At 41.6% G+C, this 19974-nt stretch carries 21 protein-coding genes; 8 read left to right on the top strand and 13 right to left on the bottom strand.

Features of this window, described 5'->3' with window-relative positions:
* Window positions 1–171 precede the first annotated feature (171 nt).
* Window positions 172–1110, top strand: a complete 939-nt coding sequence (gene rnhA / locus NSP_RS07355; RefSeq protein ID WP_006198410.1) for a ribonuclease HI — start codon at window positions 172–174, stop codon at window positions 1108–1110.
* 364 nt (window positions 1111–1474) lie between these two features.
* Here rnhA and cruG read toward each other — a convergent pair whose 3' ends face one another.
* The gene (gene cruG, locus NSP_RS07350; protein ID WP_006198411.1) at window positions 1475–2641 is read right to left on the bottom strand and encodes a 2'-O-glycosyltransferase CruG; all 1167 of its coding nucleotides are present in this window, start codon (window positions 2639–2641) and stop codon (window positions 1475–1477) included.
* 166 nt (window positions 2642–2807) lie between these two features.
* Window positions 2808–3716 (bottom strand): gamma-carotene 1'-hydroxylase CruF, encoded by a 909-nt coding sequence (cruF, locus tag NSP_RS07345; protein ID WP_173403268.1) that lies wholly within the window; start codon window positions 3714–3716, stop codon window positions 2808–2810.
* 540 nt (window positions 3717–4256) lie between these two features.
* On the opposite strand from cruF, the gene NSP_RS07335 reads away from it, so the two are divergent.
* Entirely contained in the window at window positions 4257–4694 is a 438-nt protein-coding gene (locus tag NSP_RS07335; RefSeq protein WP_006198413.1) for a hypothetical protein, read from the top strand.
* 27 nt (window positions 4695–4721) lie between these two features.
* Here NSP_RS07335 and rpmA read toward each other — a convergent pair whose 3' ends face one another.
* Both rpmA and rplU read right to left on the bottom strand, forming a co-directional pair.
* Window positions 4722–5003 carry a 50S ribosomal protein L27 gene (rpmA, locus tag NSP_RS07330; protein WP_006198414.1) on the bottom strand — a complete coding sequence of 94 codons (282 nt, stop codon included), beginning with the start codon at window positions 5001–5003 and terminating at the stop codon, window positions 4722–4724.
* 27 nt (window positions 5004–5030) lie between these two features.
* Complete coding sequence (rplU, locus tag NSP_RS07325) at window positions 5031–5429, bottom strand: 50S ribosomal protein L21 (RefSeq protein WP_006198415.1); 399 nt, start codon at window positions 5427–5429, stop codon at window positions 5031–5033.
* A gap of 3 nt (window positions 5430–5432) precedes the next feature.
* Between rplU and NSP_RS25905 the strand changes: the two genes are divergently transcribed.
* The 3 genes from NSP_RS25905 (at window position 5433) to NSP_RS07315 (ending at window position 7206) form a co-directional block, all read left to right on the top strand.
* Window positions 5433–5579, top strand: a complete 147-nt coding sequence (locus tag NSP_RS25905) for a hypothetical protein (protein WP_158442622.1) — start codon at window positions 5433–5435, stop codon at window positions 5577–5579.
* A gap of 131 nt (window positions 5580–5710) precedes the next feature.
* Window positions 5711–5899 carry a type II toxin-antitoxin system VapC family toxin gene (locus tag NSP_RS07320; RefSeq protein ID WP_017803940.1) on the top strand — a complete coding sequence of 63 codons (189 nt, stop codon included), beginning with the start codon at window positions 5711–5713 and terminating at the stop codon, window positions 5897–5899.
* A 215-nt stretch (window positions 5900–6114) separates the two neighbouring features.
* Window positions 6115–7206, top strand: coding sequence for a nucleotidyltransferase domain-containing protein (locus tag NSP_RS07315; protein WP_006197286.1), 1092 nt, complete (start codon window positions 6115–6117; stop codon window positions 7204–7206).
* A gap of 121 nt (window positions 7207–7327) precedes the next feature.
* Here NSP_RS07315 and NSP_RS07310 read toward each other — a convergent pair whose 3' ends face one another.
* Together NSP_RS07310 and bchI are read right to left on the bottom strand one after the other, a co-directional pair.
* Window positions 7328–7618, bottom strand: a complete 291-nt coding sequence (locus NSP_RS07310; protein ID WP_017803939.1) for a hypothetical protein — start codon at window positions 7616–7618, stop codon at window positions 7328–7330.
* Window positions 7619–7712: 94 nt separating this feature from the next.
* The gene (bchI, locus tag NSP_RS07305) at window positions 7713–8837 is read right to left on the bottom strand and encodes a magnesium chelatase ATPase subunit I (protein WP_006197284.1); all 1125 of its coding nucleotides are present in this window, start codon (window positions 8835–8837) and stop codon (window positions 7713–7715) included.
* 238 nt (window positions 8838–9075) lie between these two features.
* Here bchI and NSP_RS07300 point away from each other — a divergent pair, with 238 nt between their 5' ends.
* Entirely contained in the window at window positions 9076–10257 is a 1182-nt protein-coding gene (locus NSP_RS07300; protein WP_006197283.1) for an AbrB family transcriptional regulator, read from the top strand.
* 43 nt (window positions 10258–10300) lie between these two features.
* On the top strand, window positions 10301–11116 hold the full coding sequence (locus tag NSP_RS07295; RefSeq protein WP_017803938.1) for a DUF1838 domain-containing protein: 816 nt from the start codon (window positions 10301–10303) through the stop codon (window positions 11114–11116).
* Window positions 11117–11180: 64 nt separating this feature from the next.
* Here the strand turns inward: NSP_RS07295 and NSP_RS07290 are convergent, their stop codons facing one another.
* The 6 genes from NSP_RS07290 to NSP_RS07265 form a co-directional block, all read right to left on the bottom strand.
* Complete coding sequence (locus NSP_RS07290; RefSeq protein WP_006197281.1) at window positions 11181–11549, bottom strand: pentapeptide repeat-containing protein; 369 nt, start codon at window positions 11547–11549, stop codon at window positions 11181–11183.
* Window positions 11550–11620: 71 nt separating this feature from the next.
* Complete coding sequence (locus NSP_RS07285) at window positions 11621–12157, bottom strand: hypothetical protein (protein WP_006197280.1); 537 nt, start codon at window positions 12155–12157, stop codon at window positions 11621–11623.
* A gap of 190 nt (window positions 12158–12347) precedes the next feature.
* Window positions 12348–13376 (bottom strand): VOC family protein, encoded by a 1029-nt coding sequence (locus tag NSP_RS07280; RefSeq protein ID WP_006197278.1) that lies wholly within the window; start codon window positions 13374–13376, stop codon window positions 12348–12350.
* Window positions 13377–13440: 64 nt separating this feature from the next.
* Window positions 13441–15669, bottom strand: coding sequence for a CHASE2 domain-containing serine/threonine-protein kinase (locus NSP_RS07275; RefSeq protein ID WP_006197277.1), 2229 nt, complete (start codon window positions 15667–15669; stop codon window positions 13441–13443).
* Window positions 15670–15946: 277 nt separating this feature from the next.
* On the bottom strand, window positions 15947–16225 hold the full coding sequence (locus tag NSP_RS07270) for a hypothetical protein (RefSeq protein ID WP_006197276.1): 279 nt from the start codon (window positions 16223–16225) through the stop codon (window positions 15947–15949).
* Window positions 16226–16383: 158 nt separating this feature from the next.
* Window positions 16384–17442: a class I SAM-dependent methyltransferase gene (locus NSP_RS07265; protein ID WP_006197275.1), complete on the bottom strand. Its 1059-nt coding sequence runs from the start codon at window positions 17440–17442 to the stop codon at window positions 16384–16386.
* A 493-nt stretch (window positions 17443–17935) separates the two neighbouring features.
* Here NSP_RS07265 and gifA point away from each other — a divergent pair, with 493 nt between their 5' ends.
* On the top strand, window positions 17936–18136 hold the full coding sequence (gene gifA / locus NSP_RS07260) for a glutamine synthetase inactivation factor IF7A (protein ID WP_006197274.1): 201 nt from the start codon (window positions 17936–17938) through the stop codon (window positions 18134–18136).
* A gap of 193 nt (window positions 18137–18329) precedes the next feature.
* Here the strand turns inward: gifA and glnA are convergent, their stop codons facing one another.
* Window positions 18330–19745 (bottom strand): type I glutamate--ammonia ligase, encoded by a 1416-nt coding sequence (gene glnA / locus NSP_RS07255; RefSeq protein ID WP_006197273.1) that lies wholly within the window; start codon window positions 19743–19745, stop codon window positions 18330–18332.
* Window positions 19746–19974: the final 229 nt, after the last annotated feature.

Below are 19974 nucleotides of genomic sequence, written 5' to 3'. Positions count from 1 at the left end.
TTAGGGAGAGTAAAGCTGCTAGAGTTATTAAAAACCTAGTAATAGGATATTTGTATACTCTTTTCAGAGATATCTATTGATTTTTCTTTTGGTTGCGTTAACCTATATATTGCTTCGCATCTTTCGCCGCTAATTTTCCCCTGCGTATCAATGCAGTGCGATATCTTCACTATGTCCAACCAACGCAAAATTCAAAGCATCTACACCGATGGCGCTTGTACTGGGAACCCTGGCCCTGGGGGTTGGGGTGTGGTCGCTTATTTCAGTGATGGCAAAATCCACGAAATGGGTGATGCTGCCAGCTATACGACTAATAATAAAATGGAAATGCAAGCGGCGATCGCAGCTTTAAATTTCTTCCACGCATCAGGACAAGCTGAACCCATCACCCTCTATACCGATAGCGAATACTTGATCAACTGCGTGACTAAGTGGTTACCAGGATGGAAAAAAAGAGGCTGGAAAAAAGCAGACGGTAAACCTGTCCAGAACCAAGAACTTTTAGAACTTCTCGATCAACTCAATACTCGCCAAGTAAATTGGCAACACGTCCGGGGACATTCTGGTAACATAGGTAACGAGCGCTGTGATGTGATTGCTCGCTCCTTTGCTAGCGGTCAAATCCCATCTCTACAAGAATTATCCGCTACTGAGTCCTACAAATCTTTACATTCTTTAGGTGAAGCAAATGTAGAAAAAGTAGCCGATTATGAATCTAAATCTACAATACTTCACAAAAGTACACAAGATAACAGTACTTTGATCTCAGATATAAACGCTATGGAACCATCCAGCGCACAAGCTGCGGCCGCAAATGAAGAAAAACTGTCTACAACCAGGGTAAAGCAACTCAAAAACTTGCTGGAGACTCTGCGTATAGCTGAGGAAATTTCGGAAAAAGGCTACTTAATCACCAGTTCTGAACTAGCAGACTTGATGGATGTCCACGCCAGTGCTGTAACTAGTCGGGGAGACGAGTGGCGCTGGCGGAACTGGATAGTGTCACGGGTAAGACGCGAAGGAAATCAAATTCTCTGGGAACTGGAACGAGGCGATTGCGGTTCGCGCAGTGCCGGAGGCGATCGCCTAGAAACCGAAGACGAAATATGATCAGTAACACCCCTAAATATACCTGCTATATAAAACCTAGACAAAACTAGACTTTACTTTCTACTTCAACGGGAGCATGGGAGCAGTTATCCCTCAGTAGACTTTCACGCCTTAGCCAGACGCGATTGTGTTCCAATTAAGTTTCTGAAAAAGACTACCACCATCATTGCTTGGTTTTCGCGTCGGCAATAGTCTCAATTCAATACTTGATATCACCGTATTATATATCAAGTAGTTGATTTTTTCCTAAAATATATATTGATTTTTGTCAATATAAGTATAGTTTTGTCTATGAAATTGTCAACTTAGGACTTGCTCTTACCCCCCTCCTCGCTTGCACAGGAGGGGCTGGGGGTGGGGTGAATCAGTTATACTTTCTTCCTCGCCACTCCTTTGGGGTATGCAACGCTGATAGAAAGATTCGCAGTACAGCGATGGGATCAGCTAAAGGAGAAAGCCAAAATAACCAGCCGCCTTGAGCATTTTTGCGGTCGTATGAAGGTGCGATCGCCAATAGCATAGCAAAACGAATCACCAACAGAAATACATTTAAGCCTAATAACAGAGGATTCAAAGAAATTAACCAGCAACTGAGGACAACCAACAAAGGTAAACCCTGAACTGCTGAAAGTAACCATAAATCCCCCCAAACTTGAGCAGATGGAGATGCGTCTTTCAAATCCAGACTGCGCCCCCATTCCTTCCAAGTCTCTACCGCGCCCTCATACATCCGCACCTTCAGCACCTTTGCGCCATCCAAAAAGCCCACCTTAAAGCCTTGAGCCGCAATATGTCGCGCTAATGTGACATCATCACAAAAAGAACTTCTAGCACTGGTATAACCACCTACTGCGGCTAAAACAGAACGGCGACACAAAAAGCACTGCCCATTGGCCATTACCCGTTCTGGTTGTTCGGTGGTAATTCCCGCCGGGTCGAACCTATACAGCAGAGTCATTAATAATGCCGGTTGCAGCAAGCATTCACCGGGATACTGAAGGATAAACTGCGGCGAAAGGGAAACTAAATCATATTCTTGGGCTTCTGCGGTCTTCACTAAACTAGCAACTAGACCTGGGTCTGGTTGGGTATCAGCATCCATCCCCAGAAACCACTGACTGGCTTCAGAACTATGCAAAAAGCCGTTATGTAACGCCCAAGGACGACCCACCCAATTAGCAGGTAAGGGGTCATCAGTCATTAAGCGAAAACGGGGGTCTTGCTGCTGTGCAGTTTTGACTAAATCCGGCGTACCATCCTGGGAATTACTATCTACGACAATAATTTCTCGAACTTCGTAACTTTGCCGACTTAAGCCAGATAACAGAGGACTAATGCGAAGTGCCTCGTTTAACGTCGGAACCACAACGCTGACAGTACCCAGAAGCTCAGGTGTTGGCTGTTGGGGTTGGAGGGGCGGAAGTCTTCTTGGCCCCTTTACCAGACGGGAAAGGAGAATGGCTGTTGCTGGTATTTGGATAAGTAGCAATAGAAAAGTTATGACGCTTTCTACTGTTAAAGCGTTTTCCACAGTAAAAGTATTTTGCAATAGGTATGGTGATTACACAAAGAATGGGTTAGGGGACATATGGCAAAAGTCAAAAATAAAATGCTTGCTGTGACTTTGTTTTTGGGATTTTGTCATATCCTCACCGCCTTTGCTGTTGCGGTATTGGTTGTCTTCCTGTCCCATATTTTTATTTCAAAGCAACTTTAATATTTGCCACTGAAACTTCGTTGGTTGTTGATTCTGTATCAATTTGGGCAGATACGGCTGAACCTTTTAACCACAGTGCTAAAGAAGGAGCTACACCTAGTACAAAGCCTAATCCTACAGGAATGGTGAACCCAGCAGCTAAACTCATGACTGTAGCAAAACCAAAGTTAGCTAAATATACTACTAAGGGTACATTGAGTTGCGATCGCTCAAATTTGATCGGGTTACTGTTCCATAGCAAAGCCGCCACAGTCATAAATACAGCACCAGTACCCAACCAGCCCGCAAAGTTTTGATAAGGCATTCCAAAGAACGGCCCCGGTTGTTGCCAATACCAGAAGGGGAGAGAAGTTTGACTCATGGCTGGGTCTAGCACAAAATCCCAAGAAGTCAAGCACAAAGAACCCAAACCGATAGCACAGATATGTCGCCACCAGCTAGGTTTTGTATCCACTTCTAAACCAGCACGCGCCAGCAGGTAAGAAGAGCATCCCACATAAAACCATGACAGGGGAATTGTGAACGGCACTAAACCAGCGATTTTATAGCCCAAGCCACTGAGATAGCTGTAGTGACCGAAAGGAAATCCTGTACTGGTTCCTAGTAGTTCACTACCCAAAGAAATGAATATTGCGGGTAGCATAAATGCCAAAATTCTACCCAAACCCAAGGTTCGCAAACCATATAAAAATACAGCTGCTGTTCCCAAGATCATATAGACCACACCACCACCGGACATACTCCACTGTATGGCGGTTTGTCCAAATTCAGATACATGGAAAATTACTTCGGCATTAGGTACAACTAGTAGTATGCCTACTAATCCAAACACCATTGACACGATATGACCAATCAGGCATACGCGCTCCGCGATTACAAGTTGTTTCATGATAAGTCCTTAACAAGATGTGACGTGTGGCAACTCGGCTGTTAATAGTTTACAAATGTTTACGCAAATATTTAACTAGTTTATGCCATTATTCTGGTGCAAGTGGTTGAGTTTTCTTGGCAAGAGCATAACAGCCTATTGATTTCATCTATAAAAAATAGGATGATAAACCTATAGTCTAAGCCATTGCAGCCAAAATATTCTCACTAAAGCTTTTTTCTAGTTAGCCTTTGTGATCTCACCTGTCAGCCTACAGGTTTTCACTATACAAAAATATATTTTAGGGGAGATATAGCAAAAGTCAAAAGTCAAAAGTCAAAAGTAGGGGCGGGTATGGCTACGCCACGCAAGCTATCATAGATATCATTCAATATCAACCAGGATATTAGTAAACCCGCCCCTAGGGTGAATTGGTTTGGGAATTTTGTCATGTCATAACAACCCTGGCGGTTGCTATAACAATTCAAGTAAAACCAGGGTTTTGGTTGCACCATATACTTGTTAAATTACAGATTGAGCCGCTAGTGGTTACACTGACCCATGACAATTGTGAAAACACTTCCCTGGATTTCCTTAGTGCTGGTACTGTTTAGCTACGGTACATTGGGTTGGGCATTATCTGAAACACAAGCCCCTTTGTATGTGTGGATAACTTTTATACTTGCTGTTTCACTTTTAGTGGCTAGCTTGACTATTCCTTGGTCGGCAATATCAAAATACTCTAATCTATTCCTGCAATCAAATATCAGGTCTTTTGCTGTTGCCACTTTTGGCGCATTTTTATTTTTTTTAATGCTGGCTTGGTTCCGAATATTTCTGGATACCTTGCTGATTATTTCTGCTGGTATATTAGCCAGAATTGACTTTCAAACTGCTGGGTATAAGCAAGGACAAGCTTTTTTAATTACATTGATATTTTCATTAGCAGGTTTAGCCTTGGGTAAAGTCCTGCATTTGGGATTTTCCCAGCAACTATGAGGGTGGGGAGTACCCACCCAACCAAATCTAAACAGCTGCTGCTTCAACTGGCGCAGCGACTGGATAAACGCTAACTTTTTTGCGGGATTTACCTTTTCTCTCAAAGGTTACTACACCTTCAATCAAAGCAAATAGAGTGTCATCGCTGCCAATACCGACGTTATTTCCGGGGTGAACTTTGGTACCACGCTGACGCACGAGAATATTTCCCGCAAGCACAGTTTGACCACCATAGCGCTTTACGCCCAGGCGTTGAGCATTAGAGTCGCGACCGTTACGAGTACTACCAGTACCTTTCTTATGAGCCATAATTACCTCTTGTGTTTTTTCTAATTATTATTCAGCAACAGCTTCAGCAGGGGATTCTTCGAGAACGGGAAGTTCAACAGCTACACCGTTTTCGGGACCAAAGACTTCACCATTAAAGTTAATGGAATCAATCATCAGTCTCGTGATTTCCTGGCGATGTCCCCGTTTTTTGCGGGTTTTCTTTTTAGGCTTCATTTTATATACCAGGACTTTACGGCCTCTAAAGTTCCGCACTACTGTCCCTTCTACAGTCGCCCCTACTACTAACGGCTGTCCAATGGTGACTTCGCCGTTATGCTGTACTAGTAATACTGAATCTATTGTAACTTTTTCATCCGCTTCGATATGGAGCAGTTCAATATCGTAAAAGCGACCTGGCTCAACTTTTAGTTGCTTACCGCCAGTTTCAATAATTGCGTAGGTCATGGAATGGTCCTTGAGTTTGCCGTACAGGTAGCTGGCTTTAAAGGCGATTTCTCTGGTTTTGAGCGATCGCTGTTGCTAGCTTTTGTGATATGTCTACCTGATCCGAGCAGGAATGAGACAGACAATCTATTATCTTACCAGATAACCTGAATTTAAGTCAACTAAAATATATTAATTATGCTATGCGATCGCCTCAAATATAGGACTTGCGTAAGTCCTATAAATGTCAATCTGGTAAGCTACGTTTAAATTCACCGCTTCCGAATTTAATAAAAACTCAAATGCAAGTGAATAACCTGCAAATATTACCCATTGAGTTATCTCACATCTATGCTCTGGAAGATTTACCTAACCATCACCGCGACCCATTTGATAGAATTTTGATTGCTCAGGCAATAGTTGAAAAGATACCTTTATTAAGTATAGATGTGGCATTTGATTCATATCCAGTTCAAAAGATTTGGGAGTGAAATTTAAGAGTGACATTAGCTCACAGAATTAAACTCCTCAATCTTGTTAATTATTACGTCAATTGTACAAATACGAAATTTTTCCCATGAAGCATGACTGCGGAAATGTAAAGATAACGTAATTTTTTTATCTATTACTTTTTTTAAACAGTGAATACCCTTAATTGGCGGTTCACGTTGAGTTAGATAAAATGGCTATATTTTAACCAATAAATATGCAAAGAATAGAAGTTGAACAAAGAACAATATTGATTGGTTTATCTGGTAGCCACGGCTATGGGTTAAATCGTCCTGAGTCAGACTTTGATTTTCGGGGAGTATTTATTGCACCCAAGAGATATTACTTGGGATTTGACCACATAGAACAAAAAGATACTGGTTGGGATGAACCAGGGATATTTCCCTTTATTGATAACAATGAAGACACAGTTATTTATGAGTTAAAAAAGATAATTCAGTTATTAGCAGGGGCGAATCCCAATATTTTAGAATTGCTGTGGTTGCAGAATTATCCTGTTTTAACATCAGTTGGACAACAGTTAATTAAGCACAAAAGAATATTTCTCACAAAAAAAGTTAAACATACTTATTCTGGTTATGCTTTTGCTCAAATCAAGAAGATGGAAACCCATCGCAAATGGTTGTTAAATCCACCACAAAAGAAACCACTCCCATCTGATTTTGGCATAGAAGATGAAGCGCCACTTATTAAAGATGAATTAAACGCTTTTCTAGAGTATCTTTATCATTTAATTAGAGGCAGAATTGAATTTTTAGAAGAAGCTGAGGAATTATATAAGTTGCTGACGGCAGATATTGATTTTAAAGGAGTATTGAAACAATACACTTTACCTGATGAAACTTTAGAATATACCCAAAAGTTAACCAATAGCCGTAAAGATTTTATTCGCTTATTGCAAAAAAGCCAAAATTATCAAATAGCTTTAAGAGAATGGAAAGCTTATATAGCTTGGCAGGAAAACAGAAATCCTGCTAGGGCGGAAATGGAAAGAAAGTCTGGTTTTGACCTGAAGCATGGAATGCACTGCATTAGATTATTACGCAGTGGATTAGAAATATTACAACGAGGAGAAATAATTGTAGATAGAAGAATTGCTGGTGATGTGGAAGATTTGAAAGCTATTTTAAGAGGCGATTATTCCTATGAACAAGTGATGAAAATGGCAGAGGATTTAGTTAGCCAAATGGAAATTGTTTACGATAAATCAAGTTTACCTGCGCGACCTGATTTGGAGCAAATTAATGAATTATGTATGGAACTGGTAGAAATGCAAGGGTGGGAATGAAGAAGCAGGGAGCAGGGGAGAAGAGGAATGGTTGTTAAGTAACCGGAAGTTTAAAGTAATTTCTTACTCCCCCCTTGCTCCCTGCTCCCTGCTCCCCTGCTTCTTCTGGGGTGAGGTTCTATTACAGCAAATCAGCAAAGCCGTAGATACTAATGAAAAGCAATAATAAGGCGGTGAATTGGGTAACTCGTCTTTGGGGTGAGGGAGCGATCGCTTCCCGGACTAAGATAGAAATCGATGCTCCCACTACCAGGCTCAAACCCAAGACTAAATAAGGCATATCTGCTGGTAAAATGGTAGCTATGATTAACATGGCGATCGCTAGCATGAGCATCAATAACTCTACCAACCCAGGTGGGTTGTATTGGCTAGCTAAAATCAAGCTGTTTAAGCAAGAGTTCCACAATCTCATAATTAATCTGAGTGGAGACGGAATGAATCGCGTTTGTACAATAAAAAAGTGCTGAGTCATGAAATAACTTTTCACAACTCAACCCTAAAAATTTTTAACCTCTAGCCCCTATTTTTTGACCTACGCCATTTTTTTGTGTAGCATCATCTTCTGGTGGTTCCAAACCAAAAACCCGCGCAAAAGCTTTTTGTACCTTATAGCCAGTATCAATAGACTCTAAGGGGTCTTTCCGCAGTCTGTGACGCAGACATAAAGTAATCACGCGTTTGATATCATCAACGGTGACTTCGCTACGACCTTCAAATGCAGTTAATGCTTTAGCGGCGCGGTTGCTGACAATATCACCACGCAAACCATCTACATCTAGTTCTGAGCAAATTTCCGAAATCTTGACTCGTTGGTCGTAGTCAAGTGTTACTTTTGGTAACAAATTTTGAGCATTGACAATTTTTTGTTGTAATGCTTCTTGTTCCCCTTGGCATTTTTCCAGAAATTCCGGAGGATTTTGATCAAATTCCGCCCTTTGTTCCACAATTTGCACCCGCAAAGCTGGTTCTTTGACAGTGTGGATTTCTGCGTGCATCCCAAAACGGTCTAGCAATTGGGGACGTAATTCACCTTCTTCTGGGTTCCCAGAACCTACAAGCACAAAACGGGCTGGGTGACGAATAGAAATACCTTCGCGTTCTACAGTATTCCAGCCACTGGCTGCGGAGTCCAGTAGCACGTCTACTAGGTGGTCGTCGAGCAAATTGACTTCATCTACATAAAGAATGCCTCGGTTAGCCTTAGCCAGCAATCCCGGCTCAAAAGCTTTCACACCTTCAGATAAAGCCTTCTCAATGTCGATAGTGCCACAAACGCGGTCTTCTGTAGCCCCCAATGGCAAGTCTACCATTTGAACTTTTTTGTGAGCTATGGGAATTTCTGCCCCTTGTTCTACCATTTGGCGAACTTCATCACTCATCACATCGGGGTCGTTGGGGTCACTGTTGAAGGGGTCATTGGCAACAACAGGGATTTCTGGCAATAAATCAGCCAGCGCCCGGATAGTCGTGGATTTGCCGGTACCGCGATCGCCCATAATCATTACACCACCGATTTTGGGGTCAATCACGTTCAACAGCAGCGCCAGTTTCATTTCTTCCTGGCCCACAATTGCCGTAAATGGGAATACCACGCGACGCGCACTTGCCGTGGATTGAGCAGTTGGAGTCACTAAATTACCTTAACAATATTTTTCTTATTACAATTCCTTATTGTGCCACAGTTAGGGGGTGGAAGCACCGGCAACAGGGGGTTAGTACCGCAGGGCGGAAGTCAAAAGTCAAAAGTTAAAAGTCAAAAGTTAAAAATAAGCAAATTTTTGCAGTTTTTATTGCCTGTATAACGATGTGCGTTTTAGGTAATTACGCTACTTTGAGTGCATATTGAATTAATTTAAACAACCCTTTTAGATGAATCAAAATCTCAGTGTTACTCCCACCCAAGAGTTACCCACTCATCAACATCCAAATGTTGCCCAACCAGTATATGTGAAGCTAGTAATCCTCAGTCTAGAACTCCTGCTGGCCATACCTTTGGCTTTAGTCTTAGTCAAGTTACAAGTAGGCGGCATTGCTTGGATATTTGGCGGACTTGGCTCTGGTGCAATAGTTTTACAAGGATGTCGGATTTTCTACCAGTATTATCCCAAACCTAATCGCCGGGCGAGGAAGGTGGGAATGGCACTTGTCGGCTTGAGTGTCGGTGCATCAAGTAGCAATAGCGATTTAACCAGTCTGGCTTCTGGTGTTCCTATATTTATTTTTCTCACTTTATTTTTACTGCTGTGTGGTGGCTGCATTGGCTACTTATACTCACGCTTGAGTCAAACCAATTTATTAACCTCAATGCTGGCGACAGTTCCCGGCGGTGTGGGAGTCATGTCATCTATTGCGGCCGATTACAATAGAAATGTTACCCTTGTAGCCTTAGTTCAGGCAATTCGCGTCACTACCGTAGTATTACTGATTCCCTTGATTGCTCGGACATCAGTTGATCATGTTCTCAGCCAGCAAACCTTACCTGTCACAGTTAGATTACTGAGTTTTGAGCCATCCCAACTGGGATTACTGTCTTTAGCACTGGTAATTACCACATTGGTAGTTTCTCTAGCTGGATTATGTAAAATGCCAGCAGCCGAGTTTTTTGGGGCATTAGTAGTTGGTCTAGCCTTTAATTCTTTGTTACACTTGCTACCTGTTTTCGGTGATGTGGATTTTAGTCCGCCGGTGTTGATCAAATTATTAGGTCAACTGCTGTTGGGAATTACCATTGGTGAGTATTGGGGAGATAAACCTAATATTGGCAAAAGGGCTATAGGTTATGCTTTTATGTCTGTAGCTATGACTCTGATTGCGGGTGCGATCGCTGCTATGCTGGCTATGCAATTAACCTCTTGGGACTGGTTAACTTGTCTGTTAGTTACAGCACCAGGAGGAGCGCCAGAAATGATTTTAGTATCACTGGCATTAAATCATAATGTAGAAATTGTCACAGCTGGTCATTTAGTCCGACTCATTGCTATTAATAGTTCTCTACCATTGTGGATATTTTTATTTAGTCGTCTTGATAAGCAGCTATCAGACCCAGTTTAATAAACCAATGACTAATGACTAATGACTAAGGAGACAATATATGATGGTTGCCCAAGTTCAAGAATTAGATGCCCAAAAATGGGTTAAAACTCGCTCTTCCCTTAACCCTACGAAATCTACATTTCTCACCTGGACAGGTAAAATTTACAGTTTTATTCCTGGTGAGAAAAGAAAACTGCTGTTTAAAATGTCGGGAGTCAGCGTTAGTAGGTGTATTCCCACAGCAGAGGGTAGCTGGGATTTTACTTCTAGGGAATTGACTTACTACCTAGATCCACAAACAGGCGAGATTCTGCGAAACTGGGAGAACCCCTGGACAGGTGAAACAGTACCTGTGATCCATGTTGCTAATAATCCTGTACAGGGGCAGTTTCAAGGCAAATTTCCCGCCCAAGTTGAAGGAGATACCACAACCTTCGTTTTTGATATTTTTCCCACTTATCCTAATTTACTGGCAGAAGACCCCAAGTTTGCTGCATACAGCCCATATCCAATTTATCAAGCCACGGAACTATTCAAATTAGCTGTACCAACAGTAGATTTATCTAACTCAGAACTAGATTCAGTGTCTCAACTTAGACTCAGTTGGGATAGAATTGGTCAATGGTTGCCCTGGATGAAAATGGGCGATAGCTCTGGTTATCTCATTTACAGTGCTTCGGGAAGTAAAGTAAATGGTTTGACAGAATTACCCCAGTTACTTCAAGATGAAATTAATACCCGCGTTCCTCTGTACAAGCAAGCACCAAAAGCTTTTTTAGATGGGGAAGACATGACCTCTTGGCTGTACTTCCAAAAACACTTTCAGGCTTACTTGGCTGGCGAAATCTTCCCCCTTCCTGAAGCCGAAGAACAGTGAACAGTAAACAGTGAACAGTGAACCCAATTATCTCTCTTGACTGATAACTGATAACTGATAACTGTTAAAATTTCTGCATATTTCGGCTTTCTGGGTCGAAACCTCGCGAAAACCTCGTGCTGTCATCATAGTAAGCCCCAGTAAAGTCAGCACCGTAAAATTTGGCTAAATTGAGTTTCGCTCCTCGGAGATTGGCCTGGTTCAGTTTAACGCCAGACAAGTTAGCTCTAGTTAAGTTCGCATTGGCTAAATTAGCGTGACTTAAGTCTGCTCCCCAGAGTTTGGCTTTAGCTAGGTTAGCTCTTCTCAAATCTGCTCCCCACAAGTTGATTCCAGGTAAGTAGGCTGCTATCAGCTTCACTCGAACGAGGTTTGCGGCGGGAAAATACCTCTGTCCTGAGTTATAAAGTCGGATTAATTCTTTGGCATCCATGAGTTTCTTTGATGAAATCTCTATTTCTAGAATAGTTTGCAATGGTTTCAAACGCTCAGGGGCGCAAAAGTTTAATTTCTCAAAGAAATCACTTCAAAATCGAAGGAACCAATGAGACGGTTATCAACGTAAACCTGTATTTGATGCTTACCACCAGGATCGCCAGGAACCATCGTCCAGAAATTCTCAATTTTGCCATCATTGGTGAATACTGTACGGGTTGTTACAGCTTCCCGCCCATCAGATGATAAAGACAAGCTTCCACCATCATCTGTAGCCCAAGTTTCTGGAGGTTTTGGTAATCGCATAATTTCTCGCCATGTTACCTTACCTTTGTAATTTTTCAGTTGAATCCGCCATCCGTATTTACCACCCTGAGACAGTAATATTCTCCGGGTAGGAGTAAAGTAACTTTGACCTTTGGAATTAACTTTGAGCACTCCAAACTCAGTTGTATTCAGGGTAATCGGTTGAGTGTTCCTTGACTGAGAAATTGACTCAGAAGAGGTTACGCCATTATCTGCTAAAGAAGTTAAGGGTTGAGAAGCTATGAACCCAGATATCAGCCAAGAAGAAGTTACTACAATCGTCGCAGTCCAATTTCTCATTCGCACAGCAAAATTTTTGGGTCGGTTAATGCTACATATTCCCTAATTTCGACCTGCTTTCCGGGTTGAGAGAGAAGTCACAATCTTTCCTCCAGCACCCAGCACCTGAACGGGCGAGTTTATTCAGAATTTCGAGGGACTACAGGCTCACTGCTTGAAGCCGCTTCCACCCGCGCCTACCGACTTATTCTCAACCTTCTACTAAGTTCCAAAAGTAGCCATCCGGTGCAACAAAGGAAAAACTTTTCTCTCTAAACTCATTTTCGATGATGTTGGTAAATTTTAGCACTGAACTGGCTTTAATGCGATCGCAATATTCTTCTATTCCCTGTATCCGGTATGTATAAAGTGAAATTCCTAAGCAGCCCGGTTGTGATGCGTCAAAGCGGGATTCTAAATTAATTGCATCTGGAAATCGAATGATGTAAAGTCTCCCGCTCCGCGCCGCCATTAAGTCAGATTTGGAGGAACGAGGGTCATCAAAGGCTGTGACAATAAACTTTTCACCAGGTTTGAGGTCAAACATTTCTCGCCCTGCTCCTGAAGATTCATAGCTCGTTTCCACATCATCACGGACACGCAATAAACCTAAAACTTCTTCATAAAATTTCAGGATTTGCTTACTATCATCCTGTACAATCATGCCCATATGGGTAAACTGGCTAGTTTGGAAAGCCGCACTATAGTTAATTTGTCCGTAATCTGGTAGTGTATAGCCAAACCTTTGAAATAGAACTTGTCGCGTTAAGGGTTGGAGTAATAACATTTCTCGCACTCCCACCGCAGGATCTGTAAAAGGTCGGCTTTTTCGCTCTTTGTTATAGATAACTTCCCAGTGAGGATTGGTATATTTAATTGCCCAACGTCCGGCTTTTGCATCCTCGGCATGATTTAAAATGGTGAGAATATCAGCAGTTAAAGTTGTCGCCCAGCGATTTCCCTTCACTTTCATCGAAGCTAACCCTAATCCCTGATTCGTGGGCTTTTGCCAAACCATCAACCTAATTAAACCATGATCGGCATTTTGGTGGTAAAGGCGAATCGAACGCAAAGAAGAATTCACCCCATATAATGGATAGGCTGCATCTGCGGGTAATTCCCCCACTTGACCAATGCGATAGCCAAATTGCTCCCAATATTGAATGGCAAAAATTGGGTCTGGAACGCCAATACATACTTCATATATACCTGCAATTGCAGTTTCTTTACCATCAGTCATAGAAATTTAGGATTTGAGGTTTTAAATAGTGTAAGTTCCTCTAGGATTTGAGGATTGAATCAACTCAATAAGAGTTTGCAGATGTAGAATTAGTCAGGTGATTTAAATCTTGCATTACATCGGTTGCGTTTTGATAGCGATCGCTAAAATGATAGCGTACCATTTTATCTAAAATTGCTGCTAATTCGTCGCTAATTTCGGCTGTTTCTCTCCACAGGATATTACCAGTATCTAAATCTGGTTTGAGTTCTTGGGGTAATATTCCAGTAATCGCTTGAATACCTATCATTCCCAACGCGTAAATATCACTAGACAAGCGGGGATGACCGGCAAATTGCTCTGGTGGCGCATAACCCCTTGTCCCAATGGCGACAGTTGCTAACTCTGTTTGCTCGCTATTTGGGGGTTGCATCAACTTGACTGCACCAAAGTCAATTAATACCAGGCGATTATCTTCAGAGCATCTAATAATATTAGTTGGTTTAATATCCCGATGAATTATCCGACGCTCATGCATAAATACTAATACTTCTAGAACTCCCTTGAGCATATCAATCACAAAAGCTTCATTCTGTACAACCTGCACAGGTGGTAATTCCTCATTTAGAGTATGTCCAGGAATGTATTCTTGGATTAAATAAAATTCTTGCTCCTCTTCAAAGTAAGCTAGCAGTTCGGGAATTTGCTGATGTTTTCCCAACACTTCTAAAATGTCCGCTTCAGTATTAAATAGCCTTCTGGCTACTTCCATAAATTTAGTATCCCGACGTGCCGGCATTAATTGTTTAACTACACAAATAGGATTACCCGGACGCTGAGTATCTTTTGCTAAATAAGTCCGACCAAATCCCCCAGCCCCTAAAATTTTTGATATTTGGTAACGTCCAGCCAAAAGTAAATCACCAGTTCTTTTTTCTGGGATGATAGGTGTGGATGTAGCGTGAATATGTAAGTCACGAATTGCTGTAGTTTGAGTATCTTTTAAAAGAATATTTAACTGTTCAATTGCTGAATTTTGTTGTTCAATTTTTAACAGTATTACCTTTGTTTGCTGCTGATTTTGGTAGGTGGTATAAATCATCGTACTCACACCACTGAGAAGAAAACCTATGGCTGGAGGGATAAGCGGTATCCAACCAGCTTGGAAAAATACCACTATGCAGATTACTACCAAGCCAGCTAAACTTGCACCTCCCACGACTAGCAACAACAAAGGATGTCGCATTCGCCACCCCACAATACTACCTATGGTTGACCAGCCACACAGCCAAAGGATTTCCAACCCTTCAGACCAGTACCAAATTAGGGGTCTTCCATCCAACACTGTACTGAGAATCTGACTAATTATCTGTGCATGAATTAAGACAGCAGGGGTTCTAGATGGTTGGTCAGGTGCAGCATTGTAAGGTGTATTTAAGCCAGGGTTAACACTGGGTGCAGTTGTGCCAATAATTACTATTTTATCTTTGACTAAATCCGGTTCGAGTTGATTATTAAGAACTTGTGTAAGAGTGACTTTCTCAGCGATGCGTTCAGTGTGGCGGTAATTTAATAGTATTTGATAACCTGCTGCATCCAGTTTTTTATAACTACCGGAATTGGCTTTGAGGGTGGAAAATAAAGTTTCACCTATAGAAAAATTATATTGGTCAGGAAAGTCAATGTAAAAACCCAATTTTTCTAGATAATTAACTGCCAATCTAGCAGCAAATGAGAAAGAAGTTGTACATTTGTTATCTTCAGAGTGGGCAAATAATAAACTGCGGCGGATAATTTGGTCTGATTCGTAATCAGGAATTAAATCCTTAAAGCCGAAATTATCTTCAGGAAAATTAGATGGTGGGGGGATTTCTTGCCTGTTTATGCTACTAAATAGGCAAGTGCTAATAATATTTTCGGGATTTTTGAGATTGACTGCTAAATTTTCCTGATTGGCACGGTTAAAATGGATACCAATAATACTGGGGTGGTAGGATTCTAGTTTGAGCAACATCTGATTGATTTTGGCATCTGATAAAGGCCATTGCTCTTGTGCTAGATCCTCTTGAGTAATTTCTACTAATAATATGCGATGATCGGGTGGTTCCACAGGACGCGATCGCAACATTTGGTCATAAGCTTTTAATTCCCAAGGCTGTAACCATTTCAGTTCCCTAACTCCCCATACCAAAGCTGTCACTCCCAGGCTTGTTACTAAAATAAGTTGTAACCAGGGCTTCTGGGAAAAAGTATCACGGTATGTCTTGTCTTTAGCAAACGCAGCTCGAAGTTTTTTTAATATTCCACTAATCACGGCGTTGCGGTAGTAGCCTAAATTTGGTAAATGTTGCCAACTCGGAAAAAATTACCGAATTGGGGTTAATGAGCTTTTCACTCAAACTGTCTTTAATTTAGCAAAATTTAGCAATTTACTGGTTGCTCTGAGCAATATCTGTAAAGAAATATTCTAGTGCTTGAAATCTCCAAATTGTAGGGTGGGTTAGGACGTTACAAAACCTTAACGAATAAGGGTGAGTTAGCTTGCGCTGTCCCGTCCGACAATTTTCGGGGAATTTATTTTTTGCTCTTCCCTAAAATTGTGTTTCCGATTCTTGCACTTGTTCCACAGGACTAGCAAAAGAAATAGGATCAAGGGATTGGCTAGGCGAATTTAACTGCGGTTGTTCGGGCGATGTTTCAATAATTGCATCACTGAAGTAAGAGCCAACAATCTTGTCGTAGTTAGAAGCAACAGCTAAAAATGTCCCACCCAAAATATAAATTGGTAACGGTAGATTAAATGCTTTTAACCAGTCAAACAGTTCTGCAAAAGCGAACAACACTAAAAAACAAGCAAGCCAAACCCTCATTCTTTCATCCTCCGCGTGTAAGCCACCCTACTAATAGAGTAAACAGCTTGCATGATACTTGATGTTCAGTGTAACCACAAATGCCAAGAAAACCTGACATCTTACTGAATTTATTTTTTATTGTCGGGTGAGCGAACATACTCACCCTGATATTCAAGTTAAGCAGGCTTATGAGCAATAAAATACTTACTCATAAAGTTAACTTGCACCTCTATCTTCTCAAAACCAGCTTTTTCTAGACGTTCTACCAAATCATCATGAGTGTAATCCCGATAGTAGGGTTCATGAAAGACTTCTGCAAAAGAATCCATTGTCACAGCAAATTCCGGTGAATCACTCAGTTGAATAGAATCACAAATTACAAATACTCCCCCCGGTTTTGTGACTCGGAAACATTGTTCAATCACTGTTTGCCGTACTTTTGCTGGTAACTCATGGAAGAGAAAAACAGAAGTTACAGCATGGAAATAGTCGTTTAAGTAAGGTAACTCTTCCGCATTAGCTTGTAAAAGTTGCGGTAACTCTCCGGGAATTTCCGATAGTTGTTGATTTGCCTTACGCAAATAAGCTGGTGATAAATCCACACCATACAGAGATGCTTGAGGTAAAGCTGCCCGAATCATCTTCAGTGTTCGCCCAGTACCACAAGCAACATCTAAAATCCGCATTTGTCGTGGCGGAACCGCATCAAAAGCTTTCAGCCCTTGTTTCAGAGGCGCAAGAATCCGCCGCCGCATGGGGTCAGCAGTCCCATTAAAGAGAATTTCTACCTGTAAATCATATAAATTGGCTGAATCGTCGCTCAAATAGCCGTTACTTTGGTGATGAAAGTTCTGCACATAATAGCTGGGATAACCATCTGTCTCTATTTCCGGCGAAAATTCTTGATATTTCTGTTTTTCGGCTCGTTCCCAGATTTGAGGTATGTCTAGACATAGCAGTGGATAGTAGCGGAAAAAATCTGCCCAAGGGTTGTCAAACAATAAGCTTTCGGGATATACCCCTTTTTGGGCATCCTCCCAGTCTGTTTCTAGCAGCTGATTTATTTTTTGTTGAAGTTTGAACAAAACCTCCCTAGGAATGGGCTTGCCCTTTTGCCCTAGAGTAGGATGAATGAGATTCATCAGCCTTGAACTTAAAGTTTTATGAGCTAGACCAAAGTAACTTTTGCCTTGTTGAAAGGTCTGATAAGTTAGCTTGCTTAAAGTGTCAGACATAAGAATATGGGAATATTTATCTGTTTTAATAATTATATGTAAAAAATTGTAACGAAAAAATCATCTATCTTAGGAATGTGAATGAAACAACGTGCAAATTTGGTTTTTGACAATCTCCCCTCTCCTTACTAAGGAGAGGGGTTGGGGGTGAGGTTCTATATTTCAGTAGCGCAACGCACCATCCTAAATTTCGGTGCGTTAGGACTAAAGTCCATAACGCACCCTACCAAATGAAAGGTTTTTGGAATTGTGTGTATACCGTCCTTAGTAAGGAGAGGGGTTGGGGGTGAGGTTCTATATTTCAGAAAATCCGCCTGAAGAAAGTTGTGGTGAAGCTTTTGACTAGAAAATAGTCATCTCCAGCCACTGAAACATAAAGTTTTATTACAAAATTGCAATTCTGTAACTTTAGCTACAGAAATCTCGCTAATATAAGAACTGAAGAGATAAATAGCTCATAATTTATAGCTAAAACCATAAGGAGGACTGTGATATGTCTATTCAAGATAGAACTCGTGCGTTAGCAATGCGCCAATATCAGCAAGTGAAGAATCGTCAACAATCAATGCTGATGCGTGCAGCACAGGAACTCGGTCTTCCTGAAGAACTAGCTGAATACTGGAGTCCTCTTCAAGGGAAAATTGATCCGACCACTCGGACGATTTATGAAAGTAGCCACGCTTCCATGAGCTAGCACCGCTACGCGAAAGTCAAAAGTCAAAAGTCAAAAGTCAAAAAGCTGATTTTATAGGCTTTTCATTGATTTCAAAAATAGACGAAAAGTCTAGGTTCCTGGCTTTAAAATGGTAATAAACTCAATTTTTGATAGTGATAATTAAAAAAAAGCCACCCTCGTAGGGTGGCTAAAAATTCACTACTAATCGCAATTAGCAATCGTAATAGAGGTAAAACTCATAAGGGTGAGGACGCATCTGCATCTGCTTAACGTCGTTAGCCAGCTTGTAGTCAATCCAGTTTTGGATGAAGTCTTCGCTGAACACGCCTGATTCTGTTAAGAAAGCATGATCATTTTCTAGTGCTTCCAAAGCCAATTCCAGAGAACCTGGAGTTGAAGGAACCTTCGCCAGTTCTTCTGGAGAGAGTTCATAGATATTTTTATCTAGGGGTTCACCAGGATGGATTTTGTTCTTGATGCCATCAATACCAGCACACAGCATAGCTGCAAATGCTAAGTAGGGGTTAGCAGTCGCATCAGGACAACGGAACTCTAAGCGCTTGGCTTTGGGGTTATCGCCAGATAAAGGAATCCGCACAGAAGCAGAACGATTACCTTGAGAGTAAGCCAAGTTTACGGGTGCTTCGTAACCAGGGACTAAACGTTTGTAAGAGTTAGTTGTGGGGTTGGTGATGGCCAAAAGTGCTGGTGCGTGCTTCAGAATACCACCAATGTAGTACAAGCCCATTTCACTCATCCCAGCATACTTATCACCAGCAAATAAAGGTTTGCCATCTCTCCAGATGGACTGGTGACAGTGCATACCTGAACCGTTATCGCCAAAAATTGGTTTTGGCATAAAGGTGACAGTTTTGCCGTATTTTTTGGCAACATTCTTGATGACATATTTGTAAGTCATCAGCCAGTCAGCAGCTTCAATTAATTTACCAAAGCGGAAACCCAATTCGCACTGACCACCAGTCGCAACTTCGTGGTGTTGTTTTTCAATGGGTACGCCGCAATCTTTCATTGTCAGCAGCATTTCGGTACGGATGTCTTGGAAGCTATCCGCAGGCGATACTGGGAAGTAGCCTTCTTTGAAGCGTGTTTTGTAACCCAAGTTGGGGCTTTCTTTCCTCCCAGAATTCCAACCACCTTCTACAGAGTCTACATGGTAGTAGCCTTCATGGGCATTTTGGTCAAAGCGGACATCATCAAAGATAAAGAATTCTGCTTCAGGGCCAAAGAACGCTGTATCACCAAGACCAGTAGAAACTAAGTAGTCTATTGCGCGTTGGGCAATAACACGGGGACAACGACCGTACCATTCACCTGTGCGGGGTTCTTTAATACTACAAATTATACTTAACGTTGGCTCTTTCATGAAGGGGTCGATCCAAGCAGTGTTGGGATCGAGTACCATCATCATGTCCGATTCGTTAATGTTTTTCCAACCCCGAATGCTGGAACCGTCGAAAGGTACGCCATCAGAGAAGGAACTTTCATCGATTTGGTCTTGGTACAACGTCAGATGCTGCCAAGTTCCTGGTGTATCGATGAATTTCAGATCAATCATCTGAATTTTTTGGTCTTGAATCAATTTCAAGACTTCTTTTGCAGTCGTCATTGTTACTCCTTCTCTACCTATTTCCTAAAATCAAACCAGAATCTGCCAAAGCATCCTAACCCAGATGATTTGAACTAAGTTGTAGATGACACACCTGAAATATCATAAATCCTGGACATTAGAAGATTTTGTACTTTTTGCTACAGCTTATCTGGATTACAGGTTATATTAACCTTTTGTCTCGCATCTGCACAAAACGTAAAGTTCATCTCATAGGGGTCAACTTTGG

The organism is Nodularia spumigena CCY9414 (genome assembly GCF_000340565.2).
Lineage (GTDB): Bacteria > Cyanobacteriota > Cyanobacteriia > Cyanobacteriales > Nostocaceae > Nodularia > Nodularia spumigena.
This window is presented reverse-complemented; position numbering and strand designations above follow the sequence as displayed.

What these genes read in the sequence shown, in the direction of transcription:
- NSP_RS07320 (WP_017803940.1), top strand. Translation starts at nt 5,711, where the DNA reads ATGCAAGTGAATAACCTGCAAATATTACCCATTGAGTTATCTCACATC.
- rplU (WP_006198415.1), bottom strand. Translation starts at nt 5,429, where the DNA reads ATGACCTACGCAATTATTGAAACTGGCGGTAAGCAACTAAAAGTTGAG.
- NSP_RS07290 (WP_006197281.1), bottom strand. Translation starts at nt 11,549, where the DNA reads ATGGATGCCAAAGAATTAATCCGACTTTATAACTCAGGACAGAGGTAT.
- NSP_RS07310 (WP_017803939.1), bottom strand. Translation starts at nt 7,618, where the DNA reads ATGAGATTGTGGAACTCTTGCTTAAACAGCTTGATTTTAGCTAGCCAA.
- NSP_RS07300 (WP_006197283.1), top strand. Translation starts at nt 9,076, where the DNA reads ATGAATCAAAATCTCAGTGTTACTCCCACCCAAGAGTTACCCACTCAT.
- NSP_RS07315 (WP_006197286.1), top strand. Translation starts at nt 6,115, where the DNA reads ATGCAAAGAATAGAAGTTGAACAAAGAACAATATTGATTGGTTTATCT.
- gifA (WP_006197274.1), top strand. Translation starts at nt 17,936, where the DNA reads ATGTCTATTCAAGATAGAACTCGTGCGTTAGCAATGCGCCAATATCAG.
- rpmA (WP_006198414.1), bottom strand. Translation starts at nt 5,003, where the DNA reads ATGGCTCATAAGAAAGGTACTGGTAGTACTCGTAACGGTCGCGACTCT.
- rnhA (WP_006198410.1), top strand. Translation starts at nt 172, where the DNA reads ATGTCCAACCAACGCAAAATTCAAAGCATCTACACCGATGGCGCTTGT.
- NSP_RS07270 (WP_006197276.1), bottom strand. Translation starts at nt 16,225, where the DNA reads ATGAGGGTTTGGCTTGCTTGTTTTTTAGTGTTGTTCGCTTTTGCAGAA.
- NSP_RS07265 (WP_006197275.1), bottom strand. Translation starts at nt 17,442, where the DNA reads ATGTCTGACACTTTAAGCAAGCTAACTTATCAGACCTTTCAACAAGGC.
- glnA (WP_006197273.1), bottom strand. Translation starts at nt 19,745, where the DNA reads ATGACGACTGCAAAAGAAGTCTTGAAATTGATTCAAGACCAAAAAATT.
- NSP_RS07335 (WP_006198413.1), top strand. Translation starts at nt 4,257, where the DNA reads ATGACAATTGTGAAAACACTTCCCTGGATTTCCTTAGTGCTGGTACTG.
- NSP_RS07280 (WP_006197278.1), bottom strand. Translation starts at nt 13,376, where the DNA reads ATGACTGATGGTAAAGAAACTGCAATTGCAGGTATATATGAAGTATGT.
- NSP_RS07285 (WP_006197280.1), bottom strand. Translation starts at nt 12,157, where the DNA reads ATGAGAAATTGGACTGCGACGATTGTAGTAACTTCTTCTTGGCTGATA.
- NSP_RS25905 (WP_158442622.1), top strand. Translation starts at nt 5,433, where the DNA reads ATGGTCCTTGAGTTTGCCGTACAGGTAGCTGGCTTTAAAGGCGATTTC.
- NSP_RS07295 (WP_017803938.1), top strand. Translation starts at nt 10,301, where the DNA reads ATGGTTGCCCAAGTTCAAGAATTAGATGCCCAAAAATGGGTTAAAACT.
- cruF (WP_173403268.1), bottom strand. Translation starts at nt 3,716, where the DNA reads ATGAAACAACTTGTAATCGCGGAGCGCGTATGCCTGATTGGTCATATC.